The sequence below is a fragment of the Salinivibrio sp. PR5 genome, assembly GCF_001996085.1.
Lineage (GTDB): Bacteria > Pseudomonadota > Gammaproteobacteria > Enterobacterales > Vibrionaceae > Salinivibrio > Salinivibrio proteolyticus.
The window spans coordinates 1-16,945 of record NZ_MUFK01000054.1; the positions used below are offsets into that span (position 1 = coordinate 1).

Below are 16,945 nucleotides of genomic sequence, written 5' to 3' on the forward strand. Positions count from 1 at the left end.
GGTAGTACTGTTAATAAAGTTATTGTTAGTTATTCTTCAACGATTGAAAAAATTAATAATGTGAATCATATGATTTCACAGATTACAGAAAGTTTGGTTAATATTACCGACAAAAATGCCAAAGTATCTAATCAACAAAACCAAGAACTAGAAATGGCGGCTACAGCAATGGAAGAGATGACATCAGCATTGGCAACAGTGACTGAAAATACATCTATGGCTGAAAAATACGCAGGAAGCACAGAAAAAGAGACGACCACCAGTAAAGAAATCTTTGATAGAACGACACTTGAGTTTGGGAGTTTGGAAACTGAGTTCACCAAAACATCTGAAGTCATTCAAGAATTGGCGGATGAATCKACCAATGTSGGTAATGTRYTGGATGTGATCAARGAYATYGCCGAGCAAACWAATCTATTGGCGCTTAATGCGGCTATCGAGGCGGCACGTGCAGGTGACCAAGGCCGCGGTTTTGCGGTGGTGGCAGATGAAGTGCGATCACTGGCGCAACGCACGCAAAAATCGGCAGGTGAAATTGAAGACATGATTGGAAGTTTGCAGGGTAAAGCCGAGCAATCAACCCAAACCATTCGTGTTAACGCTGAAAAAATCGCATCCACGCGTGACAATATGACAACGGCTAATGAGGCGCTAGGTACCATAAAAGAATCCGCAGCCGAGATTCACCGCCTTAACTCTTCCATTGCTTCTGCTACTGAAGAGCAACTGTCGGTGAGTGACGAGATCTCTAGCAATCTCGCGAATATCAAGACGCTTTCAGGTGATATGAATGAAGCGATTGATCAATTGGGTCCGATTGTCTCCGWTCTAAAAGATAATGTTGACTCACTCAGCAGTGCCATCAAACATATCCGCACATAATTAGAGAGTTGTTAGCGGATTGTTGAGCTTGGCAATCCGCTCTTTCATTACCACCGCAAAAACGTCCACGCAATTCTGATAGACACCGACAAACACTGACACTCTCGTACATTCTCACGACAGCCTTTTTTTGATTTGCTGATTATAGTCAACCCTCTTTAACGCGTTTTATGCAACAAAATGAAGTGGGTTTGGCCGTGATGAATATCAGTAAACAGCATCGAATGAGTCTTGTGGAGTGGGCTGAAAGAATTTATCCGAACAGCAAAGGATGGCGTGTAGTAAGTAAAAACTGGCGTTTTTGCGCGTTGGGTTCGGCATTTCCAACCATCTTGGAACGCATGATTGAGATTTTTAACGAGCCGTATTTGGCGCCGGTATTGGCTGACTATCCAGAAGTGATCACTAAACCGCTCAAACCGTACCTCAATGTCTCACTGAGCATGTCTGAGCGGGTTGCAATGCTGCATGACCATTATCGTTTTATGGCAAATACCTTTGGCCGTCATTGCAGCACCATTTTCTCAGTCGCGGGTCTGCCTCTTGTCAGCTTTACTGCCAATAATGGACGTCAATATGGCGTGCGCTTTTATCGTGGTGCAATTCGCGAAGGGGCGCTGGGTTTGTCCTTGTATGACGTGGAGAGCAAGCAAGGCGTGTACAGTATTTCGTTCCACTTTAACCGTGAGGGGCGAGAAATCTATATCGGTGCCTTGCAAGGTCCGAGTGATAGCGTACCTGACCGTCATCAGATCATTAAAATGTTGACGAAAACGGCGCATGGATTGCGAACCAAAGCTTTGATGTTAGAGCTGGTGCTGATGCTGGGCCGTATCATGGGTGCCGAGCGCTGCTACGCGGTGTCTAATAAAGGCCATATTTATAAAGCGATTCGTTACATCACTTCTAAGCGGAATGTGGTGACGTTTGATTATGATGAGCTTTGGCGTGAATATGATGGCATGCCACTGAATCGATATATGTATACCTTGCCGATGCTGCCAATACGTAAAGATGTTACCCAGCTTAGTGGCAGTAAACGACGTTTATACACCAAGCGATATGCTTGGTTGCATACCCTAGAGCAAGATTTACGCTTGGCGATCAACGCGCTGACGGAAACGCGTGCAGAAATGCATCACGTTGCCTGAACAGCAAAAGCAATAAGAACAGCAAAATGGCCTCTTATGAGGCCATTTTGCGCGTCACTCACAAAACTCGCGACGCGCGAGCTACACCAAACGTCGCCGGAAGAGTCGGTGTCCCAAGGCATTGAACAATGCGCCCGCCACAATCAGCCCACCACCGAGATACGTCCATATGGACGGCAGTTCTTGAAAAACCGCTATCCCAATTAAAGTAGAAAACACGATTTGCACATACGCATAGGCTGACGCTTCGCCAGCTTGCTGTGTTTGCATGGCTTTGGTGAGTCCATACTGGCCGATTTGAGTAAACACGCCTACTAACACCAATAAGAATGTGAGCGGCAAACTTGGCATCACAAAGTCTGACCACATCAACACCATTGAGACCGGCAAGGCAACCATCGGGAAGTATAGGATGATTACCGAGCTGTCTTCGCTGCGACTGAGCTTTCGTACAATCACGTAAGCGACCGAACTTCCCAAGGCCCCCAGTAATGCGATAGCGACACTAAAGGGCGGAAGTGCGCTATCGATCGATGTATTGAGGTTGGGTTGAACCATCAGATAGAGGCCGCCCAAACACAGGGCAATGGATACTAAGGTGGCGCCTTGTAATCGCTCTTTCAGCACGATCAATCCAAGTACCGCAGTAAAAACGGGGTGCATGTATTGCAATACAGTGGCTTCGGCGAGCGGTAGGGTGGTAACGGCGTAATACACGCACATAAGTGCGGCGGTCCCTAATACGCCGCGCAGCAACAGTAGCGGTTTATTATTGCCAAAGGGCGACAAGCCTTTCCGTTTGACATCTGTGTAGCTGATGATAAGCGACACCAACGCCCGTGCAGCGACAATCTCAAAAAGCGGGATACCATGTAGGCTGACATATTTAACACAGGCGGACATGACCGCGAAGCCGAACGCGGAAAGGAGCATAAAGCGGATCCCAATCGGGATCGCGGACAATGAAAAGGCAGGCATAATCACACCGGCTAAAACAACAAGGCCGCTATGATAACGTGTCTCGATCCGTTTTGCTTGAGAGAACGCACTAACGCGCGGTTAAGCGCCGCGCGTTAATAAAAACGTTAAAACGAGTGCTAAGGCCAAAGCCCTGTTAGCGCGCTCAGTAAACCCTCACTGGCGCCTTGTTGGCCTAAATACTCGAGTACAATCGGTACAAATTGTTGCAAGGTGGCCGCATCAATGCCGAGTGTGTCAGCCACGTTATATAAACTCTCGAGCGAACCAATGTTATCGCCAATGCCACTGTCACCCAGTAATGATGAAAGGGAGGATAAATCAGGACGCAGACTTGCCAGCTCTTGCTGCTGGTTACCAGTGAGCTGATTCGCCGCCATCGCTAGCAGGGCACTTGCGCCGCCTGCGGCTTGCGTGGGGCTAACATCCACTTGCTCGGTAATTGCTTGTACAAGCGGCGATTCACTGGCCTGGTCGTCCGCAAATTGGGTCGCCATTTGGGTCATCACATCCGTGGTGGTATTACCTTGACCAAAAAACGCCTGACTGGCGGGAGAGATTAATATGGCAGCAAGCGTGAGTACTGGCAGTGTCGCTTTCATAGAAGGCACCTATTATCAACCGAGAGTGATGTAGGTATAGCGGTAAATGGCGGTGAATGAAAGTCGCCGACCACTAAGACAGTGCAAGGTCGGTGTTTTTAGATGATATGGTTCGACGTTGGATTCGCTGTTTGATGGCAAAAAAGGCCAGCGCTCCGACGATTCCTCCACCATGAGCGAGGTGAGCAATATCGATACCTAACGCGGCACGCATGGGCAGGGATTGGCCCAATAGCGCATCTCCCACACACTTTACGCTGGTGATTAAGGCAATCCATTTCCCGCTAGGGGTGTGAATAGTGCTTATTCCTCCATACATAAATAATCCATACAACACCCCGGATAGACCCATATACTGCTGATAGGGACTCCACCACATCACCAGACCAACCACACACGCAAGCCACAAGATCAGCGACGCTAGCGTACCGGCGCCGATATGGCGATAAAACATCAGGCCGAATACGCCTAATCCGGTCATGTTGGTCAGCAGATGGAAGAGGTTGTGATGAATAAAATTACCCGTCATCACGCGCCACGCTTGGCCTGAAGCCAGTGCACTGCGCTGCCACACCCACGTCTCAGCAAGTGACGAATAATGAACACCCACACACACGAGTGCGACGATTATCAGCAATCCAAGTGGTTGAGTTGGCACGTGTAGGGTGATAGGTCGTTTTCGCTTCATCATTGCCTTTTATCTCGTTACAGCTTGAATAACAACGCGTTATTGCAGTCAATATGACTGAATGAGATCTGCCTCAAATAACGTTACAAATGATAATTGATCTCAATCGTATTTGCATCTATGATGCGCGCCCTGAACTTACCCCAATTTAATGTTTTTATAACATGAAGTTAGTGAATACGCTGTTAATCGGGCTTTTGTTTGTGTCGCCATTGAGCCATAGCGACGATGAAACGAATACGTTGTCGTCATTTTCGTGGCTGCAAGATGTGACCCATCAACAGGATAAAATTCGGTCATATCTGGAACGCCAAAATCAGCATGCACAACAGTCTCTGATGGCGAGTCAATCGCTTCGCGATGAGTTGTTGAATGAATGGCAGCGCACACCGAAAACTGGCTCCACACCTTGGTTAACGCGCGATGGTCGCGAATTTTTGCAAACACGGGTTAATGGTGAGCGCGTGCTGCGTATGCGCAAAGCCGTCAGTGAACAAGGAGCCGTTCGCGAAAAAGAAGCAGGCAGCGAAAAAGGGTCGACATTGCTCAACATTGAGGCGCGAGCTGCTGAGCATGCGTATTACCAGCTGGGAAGTTGGTCGTTAAGTCCCAATGGACAATGGCTCGCCATTGCCGAGGATATTCACGGTGAGGAAGACTACCGCATTGTGCTGATCAATCGTCAATCTGGGCAAACCGATATTATTGCCACCGAGGCTGATGCGTCTGTCATTTGGTCGCCGGATAATCAGCAGCTCTACTATGTCGGTAAAGACGCGGAAACTGCACGCCCATATCAATTGTTCCGCCATGAAATAGGCACCATCGGTGGCGATAGCCTGGTGTATGAAGAAGTCGATCCTGCGTGGTTGTTGTCGGTATACCGTGCTAGCCACACAGATACGGCCATTGTGCAAGTCAACAATGAATCGTCGACCGAACAGCGTCTGCTCCGTCTGAATGATGGCAGCCTGTCTGCACCGCTCAAAGCGCGCCAACCCAATGTCGAATACTACCTCGATAAGACCGATGATGCGTTTTGGATGCTGAGCAACCACCAAGGAACCAAGCAGTTTTATCGTGCTGCCGTCGCGACGCCGAACGATTGGCAAGTCATTTATGCCCCCAAGTTGGGCGCTGAATTAAACACGTTTTACCTCTTCGAAGATGGCATTGTCCTCACCCAACAGCAAGAGGGTGAACAGTGGTTTGTCTTACTCAATGGGAACGGAGAGCGCGTCGTTGAGGAGCCTTTGGCGGCACAAGGGCAGGTCGCTTGGTTTGCGCGCGGAGGCGACTATGCGAGCAATCAGTTGTTTATTCGCAGTATGTCGCTCGTACAGCCACCACGATGGGAAGCGCTGGATCTTAAATCCGGCACGCGTCGTGAAGTCAGCGCCGATCATTACCCCGACTTTGACGCGTCTCGCTATCACTCTGAACGTTTGTACGTTGGACCGCATCGCATTCCTGTCACCTTGGCATATCGTAAAGATGCGCTGACCCCGTCATCGCCAATCGTGCTTTATGGATATGGCGCGTATGGCTTTACCATGAAGCCGTATTTTATGCCGCAAACCGTCTCGCTAATGGACAGAGGCGTCATCTATGCGATTGCGCATGTGCGTGGCGGAGGCTATTACGGTGCAACATGGCACCAAGCGGGCAGCGGGATGAATAAAAAGCATGGCATCCAAGATTTTATTGATGTCGCCACAGCGATGGGCCGCTATCAAGATGGACAACGTGCAGTCGCGGCTGTGGGCTCTAGCGCTGGTGGTACCTTGGTTGCCGCGGCACTTAACCAAGCGCCCGCAGCGTTTGCCGCCGCTAGCCTCAATGTTCCGTTTGTCGATGTGCTGGGCAGTATGTCTAATCCGGCGTTGCCGTTAACCGCACAGCAATACCAAGAATGGGGCAATCCCGCGCAGAGCGATCAGCGCGAGGTCATGCAAGGCTATGATCCTTTGCGCAACATCCAGCAAAACCCTTATCCCCCTATGCTGGTGCGTGTCGGCTGGGACGATAAGCGGGTTCCTTTTTGGGAAGGGGCGCAATACCTTTCGCATTTAGCCGCAACCAGCACCCGAACGGGCCCTTATTTGTTGTTGACGGATTTTTCCCGTGGCCACCAAGCTGATGCGCGCCATGGGCTGGCGCAACAAGCAACCGACTATGCCTTTCTCTTACACCAACTGAAGCGTGTGAACTAACCGGAGTATTAAATGAAATTGTCTTCTGTCTCTGTGGCAGTGGTGACAGCACTAGCTACTGGCACCGTGCACGCCAATTCTGCCAACACCGAGGAGAATACCGCTGGTGATGCGACCAATCGCCACGTCGAGACGGTAGTCGTCACGGCCAATAAATTTGCTGAATTACCGTCAGATACAGCGGGTTCGGTCGCGATTTACCGCGGCGAAGATATCCAAAAAAAAGGCGCCACCGAGCTCTATGATGCACTGACAAACGAACCGGGTGTCAGTGTGACAGGCGGAGCGGGTCGCCCTCAAAACATCACTATTCGCGGGATGTCCGGTAACCGTATCTTGATTGTGGAAGATGGCGTCCCAGTCGCGGATGGGTTCGGGGCGGCTGACTTGAATGATAAAGCAGGGCGTAATTCCTTTGATATTGCGAGCGCCAAGCAAATCCAAGTGGTGAAAGGCGCTAGCTCAACCAGTTACGGGTCAGGTGCATTAGGCGGCGCCGTGATCGTGACATCGCTGTCCGCTGACGATCTCCTCCGCAACAAGGATCTGTACGCCGACGCGCAAGTTACCTATAGCGAGCTCAGTGATAAAGGCCGAGTCGGCAGTCGTCTCGCACTCCGTCATGGTGATACCAGTGCGTTGCTCGATGTGAGCTATTGGGAAGGGGAAGAAACCCGTAATTATCAGCAAGATTTGTATAACCGCACTTTGGATGGTGGCAGTGCGTCGTTGCGTCTGGATCATTATGTCTCCGATCGCTGGAAGCTAAGTGCTCGAGCCAAGCTCTACCGCGAAGACGCATCGCGACAAGAAGGCACAGCATCGATTCAACCTGACGGTAAGTGGGATATCAAAACCTTTGATCAAGCCGAACAAATCGAAACCACGCAATTGTGGTTTGGCAGTGAATATCACGCCCAGCAGCCTTGGTTAGAAACTCTCAACACCAAGCTCTATTACCGAAATACCGATTTTACCCAGAACACGAACCGTTTGATGACTCGCTGGAACATGGGGATCAATGAGCAACGTCGGGTGCTGGATGATCGCCGTTTTCAAGACCAGTCAATCGGTTGGTCGGTAGACGCCAACGCTGAGAAAATCAGCGGCGACGTGGTGCATACGCTGGTTTACGGTGGTGTGTTAGAAACGGCTTACCATGAACGTCCTGTGACGAAAACGACTCTCGATTGGAACGGCGTAACAGTGGGTGATACGCAACCGTTCGTGCCAGCACGGAGTTATGCGTTAGGTGTTTATGCACAAGATGCAATGAGCATCGGGCAGTGGCGTGTGATGCTGGGCCTACGTGCTGATGCGTACCGATTAAGTGCAGACGATCCCCAAGCCATTGGCATGGCGAGTGTGGCGGATAATAACAGTGCAGCGTTATCTCCCAGTGCTTCGGTGGCTTATCACTGGACGCCAGCGTTCAATACCTACCTCAGTTATAAGCATGGTTATCGAGCGCCTGAATATGACAAAAGCTATGGCTACTCCAACCATGCCTCTGTGCCGGTGACGCCATTTGTGGTGCTGCCCAATCCGTCTCTTGACGCGGAAACCAGCGATAGTTTTGAGCTCGGGGCCAAATATGATGACGGCAAGCTGCGTTTGTATACCGCGGCGTATTACAACCGGTTTAGCCATTTTATTGATATTGCCGATAAGGGCTTCAACGCAGAAACTGGTTTGTTTGAGAAGCGTTATGAAAACCTTGATGGTGTAAAAACGTATGGCGTTGAGGCGTCTGCGGCCTATGCATTTACCGAACAATGGCAAGCGAAAAGTCAGATTGGCTGGATTTCCGGCAAAGACGACAATGACGAGTATGTTCGCAATTTAGCTCCCCTCGAAGGCAGTCTGTCGCTTCACTTCGATAACCAATCGTTTAACGGTTATACCCGTTTGAACTGGGCAGATCAGATGACCCGCACGCCCATGTGCTACACCGAGTTAGGCACCCGCACTGAGTGTGCTCAGACGTCTGGCTGGGCGAGCGTTGACCTTGGCTTGGGCTATCAGTTCTCGTCGCAAGCTTCTATCAATCTCAATGTCTATAACGTGTTAGACCGCGAATATATTCGTTATCAAGACGTTGCCGGTATTTCCGAGTCACAAACCCGTTTTTCGACCGAGCCTGGTCGTTACTTCACCCTCAATGCACGTTATGCGTTTTAAGGAAGAACCATGAAATCAGCGATCAGTCTTGTGGCGTTGGCACTTGCCAGTACCAATGTCATGGCAGGGGAATGGGATTACCCTGCGGGCAATAATCAAGCAAGTGATGCCACTCAAGCACAGCAATATTTGCGCACGCATTATCCGTCGGTGGGAGATCTGTCGTTGCGCTACCAAACCAGCAGTTTGCTTGGTCGTCAGTATAACTTTGATATTTATCGTGGTGGCGAGTATCAGCCGCAGCGCACATTGGTGCTACATACCGATAAACAGGGCTTGGTCACTCGGGTGTATAAAAGTCTAACCGACACCATGATCCGACAGGGTGAGGCAGTGAAAGAGGCGGCGATTGAGATCCCGCGTCGCCTGATCGCGGATGCGCCGCCAGCGCTATCAGACGGAGAGTTAGTGACGCGCACCGTCAATGTGGTTGATCCGGATCTGCGTAGTATGGATAAACAGCCCGCCCCCGAGACGCTCTGGACAACGTTGGCGGATTATCCCCACGCGCCACGCTTTGTTATGCGTGATGTCTCTTTATTGGATGTGGGCGGCACCCTCTACTTGAGTAACCCCAGAGTCCAAGCTGTTGATGCCATCGCCTTTGAAGACAAAAACCCTGAGTCTGGACAATGGCAGAAAAGTGACAGTGTCTCGTTTTTAAATCCTGACGGTGTCACACAGTTTGCAAGCCATGCGTCGCTCACAGCGTTGCCTTTTGATAGTCAAAACTTTGCACAAATGATGGCGTTTTATCATTTGGATAAGTCCCTGCAATATGTGTCCTCGTTAGGGTATTCATTATTTGACGGTCCGGTTCGCTTCGATGCTCACGCCTTAAGTTCGAACAACTCGTCTTACTATGTGGGTCCTAACGCGGTGATGTTTGGGGCGTCGGGCTCGCCCGATACACTCGATGCCGATGTCGTGGTCCATGAACTGGCCCACGGTATTCACTACCATATTTTGCCCGACTGGGCGTATGGCCACACGGGCGCCTTGGGCGAGGGATTTGCTGACTATTGGGCGGGCTCTGCCAGCTATCACACCTTGTATCAACAAGGTGATGACTTCGAGATTGATACCGTCTTTAACTGGGATGGTTATTTTGGCTTTAAGCAAGGTACGCGCAGTTTATGGAATCAAAAAGCGCGCTATTTTGAGAGCAGTGAATACCGCGCGCACGAAAATGTCGGTGGTGAATTGGGAGATGAGCTTTGGTCGACGCCTTTGTTCCAAACCCTCAAGCAAGCGGTCGCACTGTATGGTGAACCCGCTTTTAAAGAGATGGATACCTTGGTGCTGGAGTCGATGTTTGGGCTAGGCCGGGGCATGAAAATGCACGATCTGGCAGAAAGCATGCTCTATGTGGCTAAAACCTATTATCCATCACGCGACTATGCAGCCTTGTTGAAAGCGAACTTTGAACAACACGGTTTGCTCAAAGCACCGTTTCGCTTTGAGACAAGCCAGCGTTATGTTGCCGATACCGCGGCTATCCACACACGCTTAACACCACAAGGGCGGACAGCCAAAGTTCGCGGTGACATTAAAGTGGAAGGTGGAGCGCCCACGTCCATTAATCAAACACTCAGCCAGGCTCAGTCGTTTTCTATTCCTCTGCCGCTTGCGGCGCAATGCGGTCAGCCGCTGACCCTTGATGCGCAAATTGACTATCAATTTGATGACACGCTGCAAACCCATCAATGGCAAGACAGTTTGACGGTGATTAAAGGCTTGCCCAAACTCACCCAATCGTGCCAAACGCTGAATGCAACCTTACCGGATGCATCGGTGGCCAGTAATGGTGCGCAAAACAATGGCTTCAAAAGTTTTAACTTCATTATTAACGATGACACGAATGCCATTCGCTCCGATCTTGGCGTGTATGTCCATATCAACCATGCCAGCCCATCAGATTTACGCGTTGTTCTCGTCTCACCCGCAGGCACACGGGTGACGCTACACGCCAATACCGCCCATCAGAGCGATGACTTGGTGCGCTATTGGACCAGCCAGCACGACGGCCTTTTGCAAGCCTTTGATGGCGAACCTCTTGCGGGGAATTGGCGTCTTGAAGTGACGGACTATGCCCAAGGCAGCCGTGGTGAGCTGCTGGCATGGCAAGTGGGACGCGTGACGGGATTCGATTGCCAAGATACCGACCTTAGCACCAAGGATGCGCTCGATACCGCTAGCTCGGGAGGCGGCGCGTTGTCATGGCCACTGCTGCTGGTGGGCTTGCTTTGGGGCGGCTGGCGAGCACGAAAGGGCGAGTCCCGATAACGCGTTATTCAATCACCTTAACACCCTTACTAAAAAGACAGATATGATGAAATTTAACTACTCTCTACTCGCCAGTGCATTGCTACTGGCAGGCTGTAATGGTTCTGGATCAGAGACGAGCGCAAGCGACTCGATCGCGCCGACCTACAGCGTCTCTGGTACCATTAGCGCCACCAATGCCACCGGTAACGAAACCGTGTGTGCGGATTTAAATGGTGACTTTGCCTGTAACGCCAACGAACCCACCACACAAGCGGAGCAGGGGGCATTTATCCTCACCAGCGCCGATAAAGCCATTTTATCCTCACCGATTGTCGCGCAAATCGACACCGGCGTGACCACGTTATCGTCGCAACGAATGGATGCGCAGGCTGACGCGCCTCGCCAAGCGAATGCATTCCTTGTTGCTCCCGGAGTGCGTAAGACTACCGGCAATGACATCAATGTGATCAGCACACTGGTCGCCAGCAATATGGCGGCCGGGGATGCCTATCAAGATGCGGTTGCTCATTTACGTGAGCAATTCGAGGCGATGGGCGTCACGACGCAAGCGGACTTGCCTAGCAACGGGGCGGATAACCGCTTTGTACAGCTTGAAAATAACGTTTTATCGCTGATATCAGGGATGACGCCCTCGCGGGCGAATCGCATGCTAGCGCTACTAAGCGGCGAATTGGCGCGTTACGCGGATGTTTTACTTAAAGGTGCGCCAAGCGACGCGGACCTTAACGCGATTTTGGTTGAGTTGGATGAACGGACTCAAATGCGCCCCGTGAACGATACCGGCATTGTTAGCTATTATTCCGACAGTGGAGATGTCGCCACCGCGCCTGTCGATTACCCCGGTCAAGATGCTGACTATGGGTTTGATGCAACGGAAGGTGGGTTTAGCTTTACCAAACTAGATGGTAAGGGTCAGCCTTTGCCCGATAGCGCCACCACGTGGGATTGCGTGCAAGATAATCGCAGCGGACTGGTATGGGAGAGCAAACACACGGATCCTCAATCCCCGCGATATGTTGATCGCCTTTTTGCCTATCAAGTGCCTGGACAGTTCGAACCGTTTGCCAAAGACATTGAGGCGACAGGCTGCAAAGACGCTGAGGGTATTTGCACCACGGCCCAATACCAAGTGTACCTAAATCAGCAACAGGTCTGTGGCATTGATCAATGGCGCTTACCCACCTTTATTGAACTGTATAGCCTGATTGATTTCGGCGAGACACAAACCGACAGCGATGGGCGTGTTTATGGGCTCGATACGCAGTATTTCCCTCATCAATCCTCTGCCAGTGAATACGATGCCGGCTTGCTGTGGTCTTCCACCTCTTTCTTAACCGAATATACCGCATTTGCGACGCCGGGTGCGCGCTATATCCAGCTGCCGCAAACACGAGGCAGTGATCGTGGCACCACGGTATCGCTCGAGATCTATAGCGATCAGGTCGAGTCTGACTACACCTCATGGCAACTGCCTATTCGTCTTGTCGCCCAAGGAGAAAAATAATGAACAAGCTGATCATTGCCGCCAGTATCTTCGCATCTGCAACCGCATGGGCGGGCCAAGAATGCTCGATTGATTTAACCAAAACGGCACCGAATGTTCGTTACAGCTTTGATGATAATGGTACGGTAACGGACACCTTTACCGGATTAACGTGGATGCGTTGCCCATTGGGTAAAACCTGGCAAGCCGAACAACAGGCGTGTCGTGGCGAGGGCACCGGAATGTATTGGCAAGCCGCACTTAATGAAGTGCAGGCGATCAATCAAAGCCAAGCGCATCCGCTGCATCAATTTGCCGGTCACACGCAATGGCGCATGCCCAATATTAAAGAGCTAGCGTCTTTGGCTGAACATGCCTGTATGAAACCCGCGCTTAATCCAAAGGCATTTGCCGCCGGATTCCCATACTCTACGTCAGAAGAAGGCTATGGCAGTGGTGATGTGCGCGCTTATGTGTGGAGCAATAGCCATGTGCAAGCGGATAATACGATTTTGATGTTTGACGTGCGTAACGCGGAGATCTTTGCTTACGGGCCGACGCAGCTTGAGGGCAGTGTACTGCTGGTGACAGACCAGTAACAAAAAATCGCCCCAGCGACATCGACTGTGGCTGGGGCGAATGGGTCGTTATTGGTGATCGATAACCGAAGTGATCAAGCCACCGCACGTACTTTTTCTAAATGGGCGAGGTACTCATCGTAACTGCCGTTAAAGTGCGACAATTGTTGGTCTTTAATCTCAATAATGTCAGTGGCGAGCGAGGAGACAAATTCGCGATCATGGCTGACAAAAATCAAAGTACCGGGGAATTGCTCTAGCCCTTTGTTAAGTGCTTCAATCGCTTCCATATCCATGTGGTTGGTTGGCTCGTCCATCACAATCACATTAATATCTTGCATCATCAGCTTGCCGAACATCAGACGGTTTTTCTCACCACCAGAGCAGCTTTTCGCTTTTTTATTCACGTCATCCGCTGAAAACAACAAACGTCCTAAAATTCCACGTACGATCAAGTCATCATGCTTGGCCGTACGCCACTGTGACATCCACTCAAACAGGGTCAGATCGTTGTCAAACTCCGCGCTGTTATCTTGCGGGCAGTAGCCAATCGCGGCATTTTCAGACCACTTAATGGTGCCTTTCTGGTGGCTCAACTCACCCACAAGACAGCGCAGTAGGGTTGATTTTCCCACCCCGTTTTCACCAATCACAGCCAGTCGTGAGCCAGCTTCAAGCAGCAGGTGACCGTTATCGAATAACAGGCCATCTTCAAAGCCATGACCCAGCTCTTTCAACTCAACCGCTTGGCGATGGAGCTTTTTGCTTTCGGTAAATTGGATGTAAGGGTGCACACGGCTTGATGCTTTGACTTCATCAAGTTGGATCTTTTCCATGCGTTTGGCGCGTGAACTGGCTTGCTTGGCTTTAGAGGCATTAGCACCAAAGCGATTCACAAAGTCTTGCAGCTCACTCAGCTCGGCTTCTTTTTTGGCGTTGCTAGACAGCAATTGCTCGCGTGCCAAGCTAGATGCTGCAACAAAGTCATCATAGTTACCCGGATATACGCGCAGCTCACCGTAGTCAATATCCGCCATGTGGGTACATACGGCGTTCAAGAAATGACGGTCGTGCGAGATAATAATCATGGTGCACTGGCGCTGTTGCAGCTCACCCGCCAACCAGTTGATGGTGTGAATATCCAAGTTGTTGGTCGGTTCGTCCAACAGCAAAATATCAGGATTGGCGAACAGCGCTTGCGCGAGCAGCACGCGTAGCTTCCAGCCCGGTGCGACTTGCGACATCAAGCCAAAATGCAGCTCTTCGGCAATGCCTGCTTGTAGCAGAATGTCGCCCGCGCGGCTCTCGGCGGTGTAACCGTCCATTTCTGCAAACTGGCTTTCTAGTTCAGCCACGGCCATACCGTCTTCTTCGCTCATTTCCGGCAGAGAATAAATGCGCTCTCGCTCTTGCTTGATCTCCCACAGCTTGCGGTCACCCATCATCACCGTATCAATCACTGAATACTGTTCGTAGGCAAATTGGTCTTGGCTCAGCTCGCCCAACGTCTGCCCTGGTGTGATAGAAACATTCCCTGCACTTGGTGTGAGCGCACCGCTCATGATTTTCATCAGGGTCGATTTGCCACAGCCATTGGCACCGATTAACCCGTAGCGGTTTCCGTTACCAAATTTGGCAGAGATATTTTCGAATAGCGGTTCAGCACCAAACTGCATGGTGATATTGGCGATTGAAATCAAAAGAGTTTCCTAGCGAATATGCTCAACGAGGGCGCGTATCATCATACTCAAAACGGGAGATGCACGGCCTAGCGAGGAGGATGTAAAGATAAATAAGACTGAGCGCGCATTGTACAGAAATGTGATGGGATTAACAGATTTATGGTGAAGAATCACAAGGCAGTGGCGGCTATCATCTTATGCTGTGATGGCTTTTACCTTGTGATTCATACCGGGTTAGGCTTTTTGACTGAGCATTCGTGTATCCGCTTGACGAATTAACTGATCTAACGCGGTTTTACTGCTAGTTAATTGAGGGGCATTGTCCGCGCGCATGTCACTCACGCCAAAACTAAAACTGAGATAATGTGGGTGCTGATCAATGAGGATAGGTGACTGCCCGAGTTGCGTCAGTAGTGACTGGGCCCAATCTGTGGCAGCCGCGCGCGTCATGTTGGGCAATAACACCGCAAACTCATCCCCGCCAAAGCGTGCTGCGATCCCCTCGTGCGTATTGTCGGCGAGCAGCGTGGCGAGGTGACAAATCGCCTGATCGCCTACCAAGTGGCCGTATTGGTCATTCACCGCTTTAAGCTTATTCATATCGATAAATACTAACGACAGCTGGTGGCACTGAGGCTGGCTTAACAGTGTATTAAAGCTGCTTTCGAGGTGGTATCGATTCGCCAACCCTGTCATATCATCGGTATTGAGTTTTTGTACGAGGTGGCCTAATTGATCGACCAAGCGCTGGTTCTCGGTTTCTAACGCGGTAATCAATTGCTCACACTGACCCACCTGATAACGAAGCTGTTTAATAGTTTTGGTGTCATCGTCTATCAGCGTTCTGACTTGTTCTAGCACATCGTTCATGACTATATTCCTTTACGCACCCCAACAAGGTATGACGCCACTTTATCGGTATGGTGCGACAGAATGTGTCTGATTAAATCGGTTTAACTGATTGTTTTATATGCGACGCATTTTGCCTTTTTGTGATGGTAGGCTCAGTTATGAAATGGAACCGCGATCGCGGCTTGTTTGTGAAAATAGGCAGGTAAATAATGGTGAGAACATCATTAGACATCGAAACAATTATGACAACACGCCCCGCTAAAAGTGACTCGCTTAGGCTTGCCTTCTTACTGTTGCGCCATCTTTCCGATCGGGTAAAGCAAACCGCAGGCGAGCTGAAAAAAGCGGTTGCGGACGACGGAATAGATCGCAATATCCGCACCATTCAACGTAATTTAGAGATGCTGTGCGAAGAAGGGTTTGCTGAGTGTGATGATACTAGCAAGCCTTACGGGTATCGTTTATCGCGTTATGCCCCAGAGCTCAGCAATGGCAAGTTATCTACGCAAGAGGCGTTATTGTTATCGCTGGCTGAAAACTACCTCACTAACTTGCTGCCGGCTAATGTAACCGAATCACTGAGTGCCATGTTTGAGGCGGCGCGCTATGAGTTGAACCCTACGGGGGATGCCAAAAAAGCCCGCGCTTGGACCAAGAAAGTGCGTGTGGTTAGTGAGACCCAGCCGTTGCTTCCCCCCAAGATAAGTGACGAGGTTTTTAAAAATGTTACTGACGCACTCTACAACGATTATCCGCTGACCCTCGATTATTACAACGCCAAACAGCAACAAAAAACTGACCAGCTGGTTTATCCACTTGGCCTCGCGCAACAGGGCCCACGCTTATATTTAGTATGCCGGTTTGAAGGGTACGACAATGAGCGCAGCATTGCCGTTCACCGCATTAACCGTGCTAAGGCGTCTAAATTCCCATTTACGCCGCCGCCAGATTTTGATCTGAAAAAATACGATGACGACGGCCGCTTTGGCTTTGGAGAAGGCGAGCGTTGCTCACTAACCTTTAACATCAAAAAAAGCGCCGGCCACTATTTACAAGAAACGCCACTGTCTTCCGATCAAACCATGACTGAGCACGACGATCATTATCAAGTCACCGCCACGGTCATCCGCTCACAAAAACTCACCCATTGGCTTGATGGATTTGGAGAGTTGGTGTGGAGCGTCGCGATGAAAGACACTATCGCTGTCTGTGAAGAATAAGCCTTGCATTGAATTTTATCAGAGAAGACATTCTCAGTATTAACAGAATCGAGGAAACGATGAACACCAAATTAGTCTCGGAATGGAAACTGCCAAAAACATTAGCTGAAAAATTAAATATTAGTGATAATCAAAAAGAGAACTAT

General features: G+C 50.2%; 13 protein-coding genes. 8 read left to right on the forward strand and 5 right to left on the reverse strand.

Translation table 11 applies throughout. The features are described from left to right. Together BZG82_RS14555 and BZG82_RS14560 are read left to right on the forward strand one after the other, a co-directional pair. On the forward strand, positions 1 to 882 hold an 882-nt coding region (locus BZG82_RS14555), incomplete at its 5' end, for a methyl-accepting chemotaxis protein (RefSeq protein WP_241837385.1). 170 nt (positions 883 to 1,052) lie between these two features. Then, positions 1,053 to 2,033 carry a VirK/YbjX family protein gene (locus tag BZG82_RS14560; RefSeq protein ID WP_131826248.1) on the forward strand — a complete coding sequence of 327 codons (981 nt, stop codon included), beginning with the start codon at positions 1,053 to 1,055 and terminating at the stop codon, positions 2,031 to 2,033. 81 nt (positions 2,034 to 2,114) lie between these two features. Here BZG82_RS14560 and BZG82_RS14565 read toward each other — a convergent pair whose 3' ends face one another. The 3 genes from BZG82_RS14565 to rrtA form a co-directional block, all read right to left on the reverse strand. Continuing rightward, entirely contained in the window at positions 2,115 to 3,011 is an 897-nt protein-coding gene (locus BZG82_RS14565; protein WP_077766169.1) for a DMT family transporter, read from the reverse strand. Positions 3,012 to 3,130: 119 nt separating this feature from the next. Then, positions 3,131 to 3,613 (reverse strand): DUF2780 domain-containing protein, encoded by a 483-nt coding sequence (locus BZG82_RS14570; protein WP_077766170.1) that lies wholly within the window; start codon positions 3,611 to 3,613, stop codon positions 3,131 to 3,133. Between the two features lie 73 nt (positions 3,614 to 3,686). Beyond that, positions 3,687 to 4,304 carry a rhombosortase gene (rrtA, locus tag BZG82_RS14575; RefSeq protein WP_077766171.1) on the reverse strand — a complete coding sequence of 206 codons (618 nt, stop codon included), beginning with the start codon at positions 4,302 to 4,304 and terminating at the stop codon, positions 3,687 to 3,689. Between the two features lie 161 nt (positions 4,305 to 4,465). Between rrtA and BZG82_RS14580 the strand changes: the two genes are divergently transcribed. Genes BZG82_RS14580 through BZG82_RS14600 form a run of 5 tightly spaced genes read left to right on the forward strand, consistent with a single transcriptional unit; the run spans position 4,466 to position 13,066 of the window. Next, positions 4,466 to 6,514 carry a prolyl oligopeptidase family serine peptidase gene (locus BZG82_RS14580; RefSeq protein ID WP_077766172.1) on the forward strand — a complete coding sequence of 683 codons (2,049 nt, stop codon included), beginning with the start codon at positions 4,466 to 4,468 and terminating at the stop codon, positions 6,512 to 6,514. 12 nt (positions 6,515 to 6,526) lie between these two features. Beyond that, positions 6,527 to 8,695: a TonB-dependent hemoglobin/transferrin/lactoferrin family receptor gene (locus tag BZG82_RS14585; protein ID WP_077766173.1), complete on the forward strand. Its 2,169-nt coding sequence runs from the start codon at positions 6,527 to 6,529 to the stop codon at positions 8,693 to 8,695. 9 nt (positions 8,696 to 8,704) lie between these two features. Then, a complete protein-coding gene (locus BZG82_RS14590) occupies positions 8,705 to 10,981 on the forward strand; it encodes a proprotein convertase P-domain-containing protein (RefSeq protein ID WP_077766174.1) in 2,277 nt (758 codons plus the stop codon). 43 nt (positions 10,982 to 11,024) lie between these two features. Next, positions 11,025 to 12,488, forward strand: coding sequence for an Lcl domain-containing protein (locus tag BZG82_RS14595; protein ID WP_158076011.1), 1,464 nt, complete (start codon positions 11,025 to 11,027; stop codon positions 12,486 to 12,488). After that, complete coding sequence (locus tag BZG82_RS14600) at positions 12,488 to 13,066, forward strand: Lcl C-terminal domain-containing protein (protein ID WP_077481727.1); 579 nt, start codon at positions 12,488 to 12,490, stop codon at positions 13,064 to 13,066. Before BZG82_RS14595 ends, BZG82_RS14600 begins: the two co-directional genes overlap by 1 nt. Before the next feature lie 74 nt (positions 13,067 to 13,140). On the opposite strand, the gene BZG82_RS14605 is transcribed toward BZG82_RS14600, so the two are convergent. Both BZG82_RS14605 and BZG82_RS14610 read right to left on the reverse strand, forming a co-directional pair. Then, the gene (locus BZG82_RS14605; protein WP_077766176.1) at positions 13,141 to 14,745 is read right to left on the reverse strand and encodes an ABC-F family ATPase; all 1,605 of its coding nucleotides are present in this window, start codon (positions 14,743 to 14,745) and stop codon (positions 13,141 to 13,143) included. A gap of 216 nt (positions 14,746 to 14,961) precedes the next feature. Further along, positions 14,962 to 15,597, reverse strand: a complete 636-nt coding sequence (locus BZG82_RS14610) for a GGDEF domain-containing protein (RefSeq protein WP_077766177.1) — start codon at positions 15,595 to 15,597, stop codon at positions 14,962 to 14,964. A 224-nt stretch (positions 15,598 to 15,821) separates the two neighbouring features. Between BZG82_RS14610 and BZG82_RS14615 the strand changes: the two genes are divergently transcribed. Beyond that, positions 15,822 to 16,799 (forward strand): helix-turn-helix transcriptional regulator, encoded by a 978-nt coding sequence (locus BZG82_RS14615; RefSeq protein ID WP_077766178.1) that lies wholly within the window; start codon positions 15,822 to 15,824, stop codon positions 16,797 to 16,799. Positions 16,800 to 16,945: the final 146 nt, after the last annotated feature.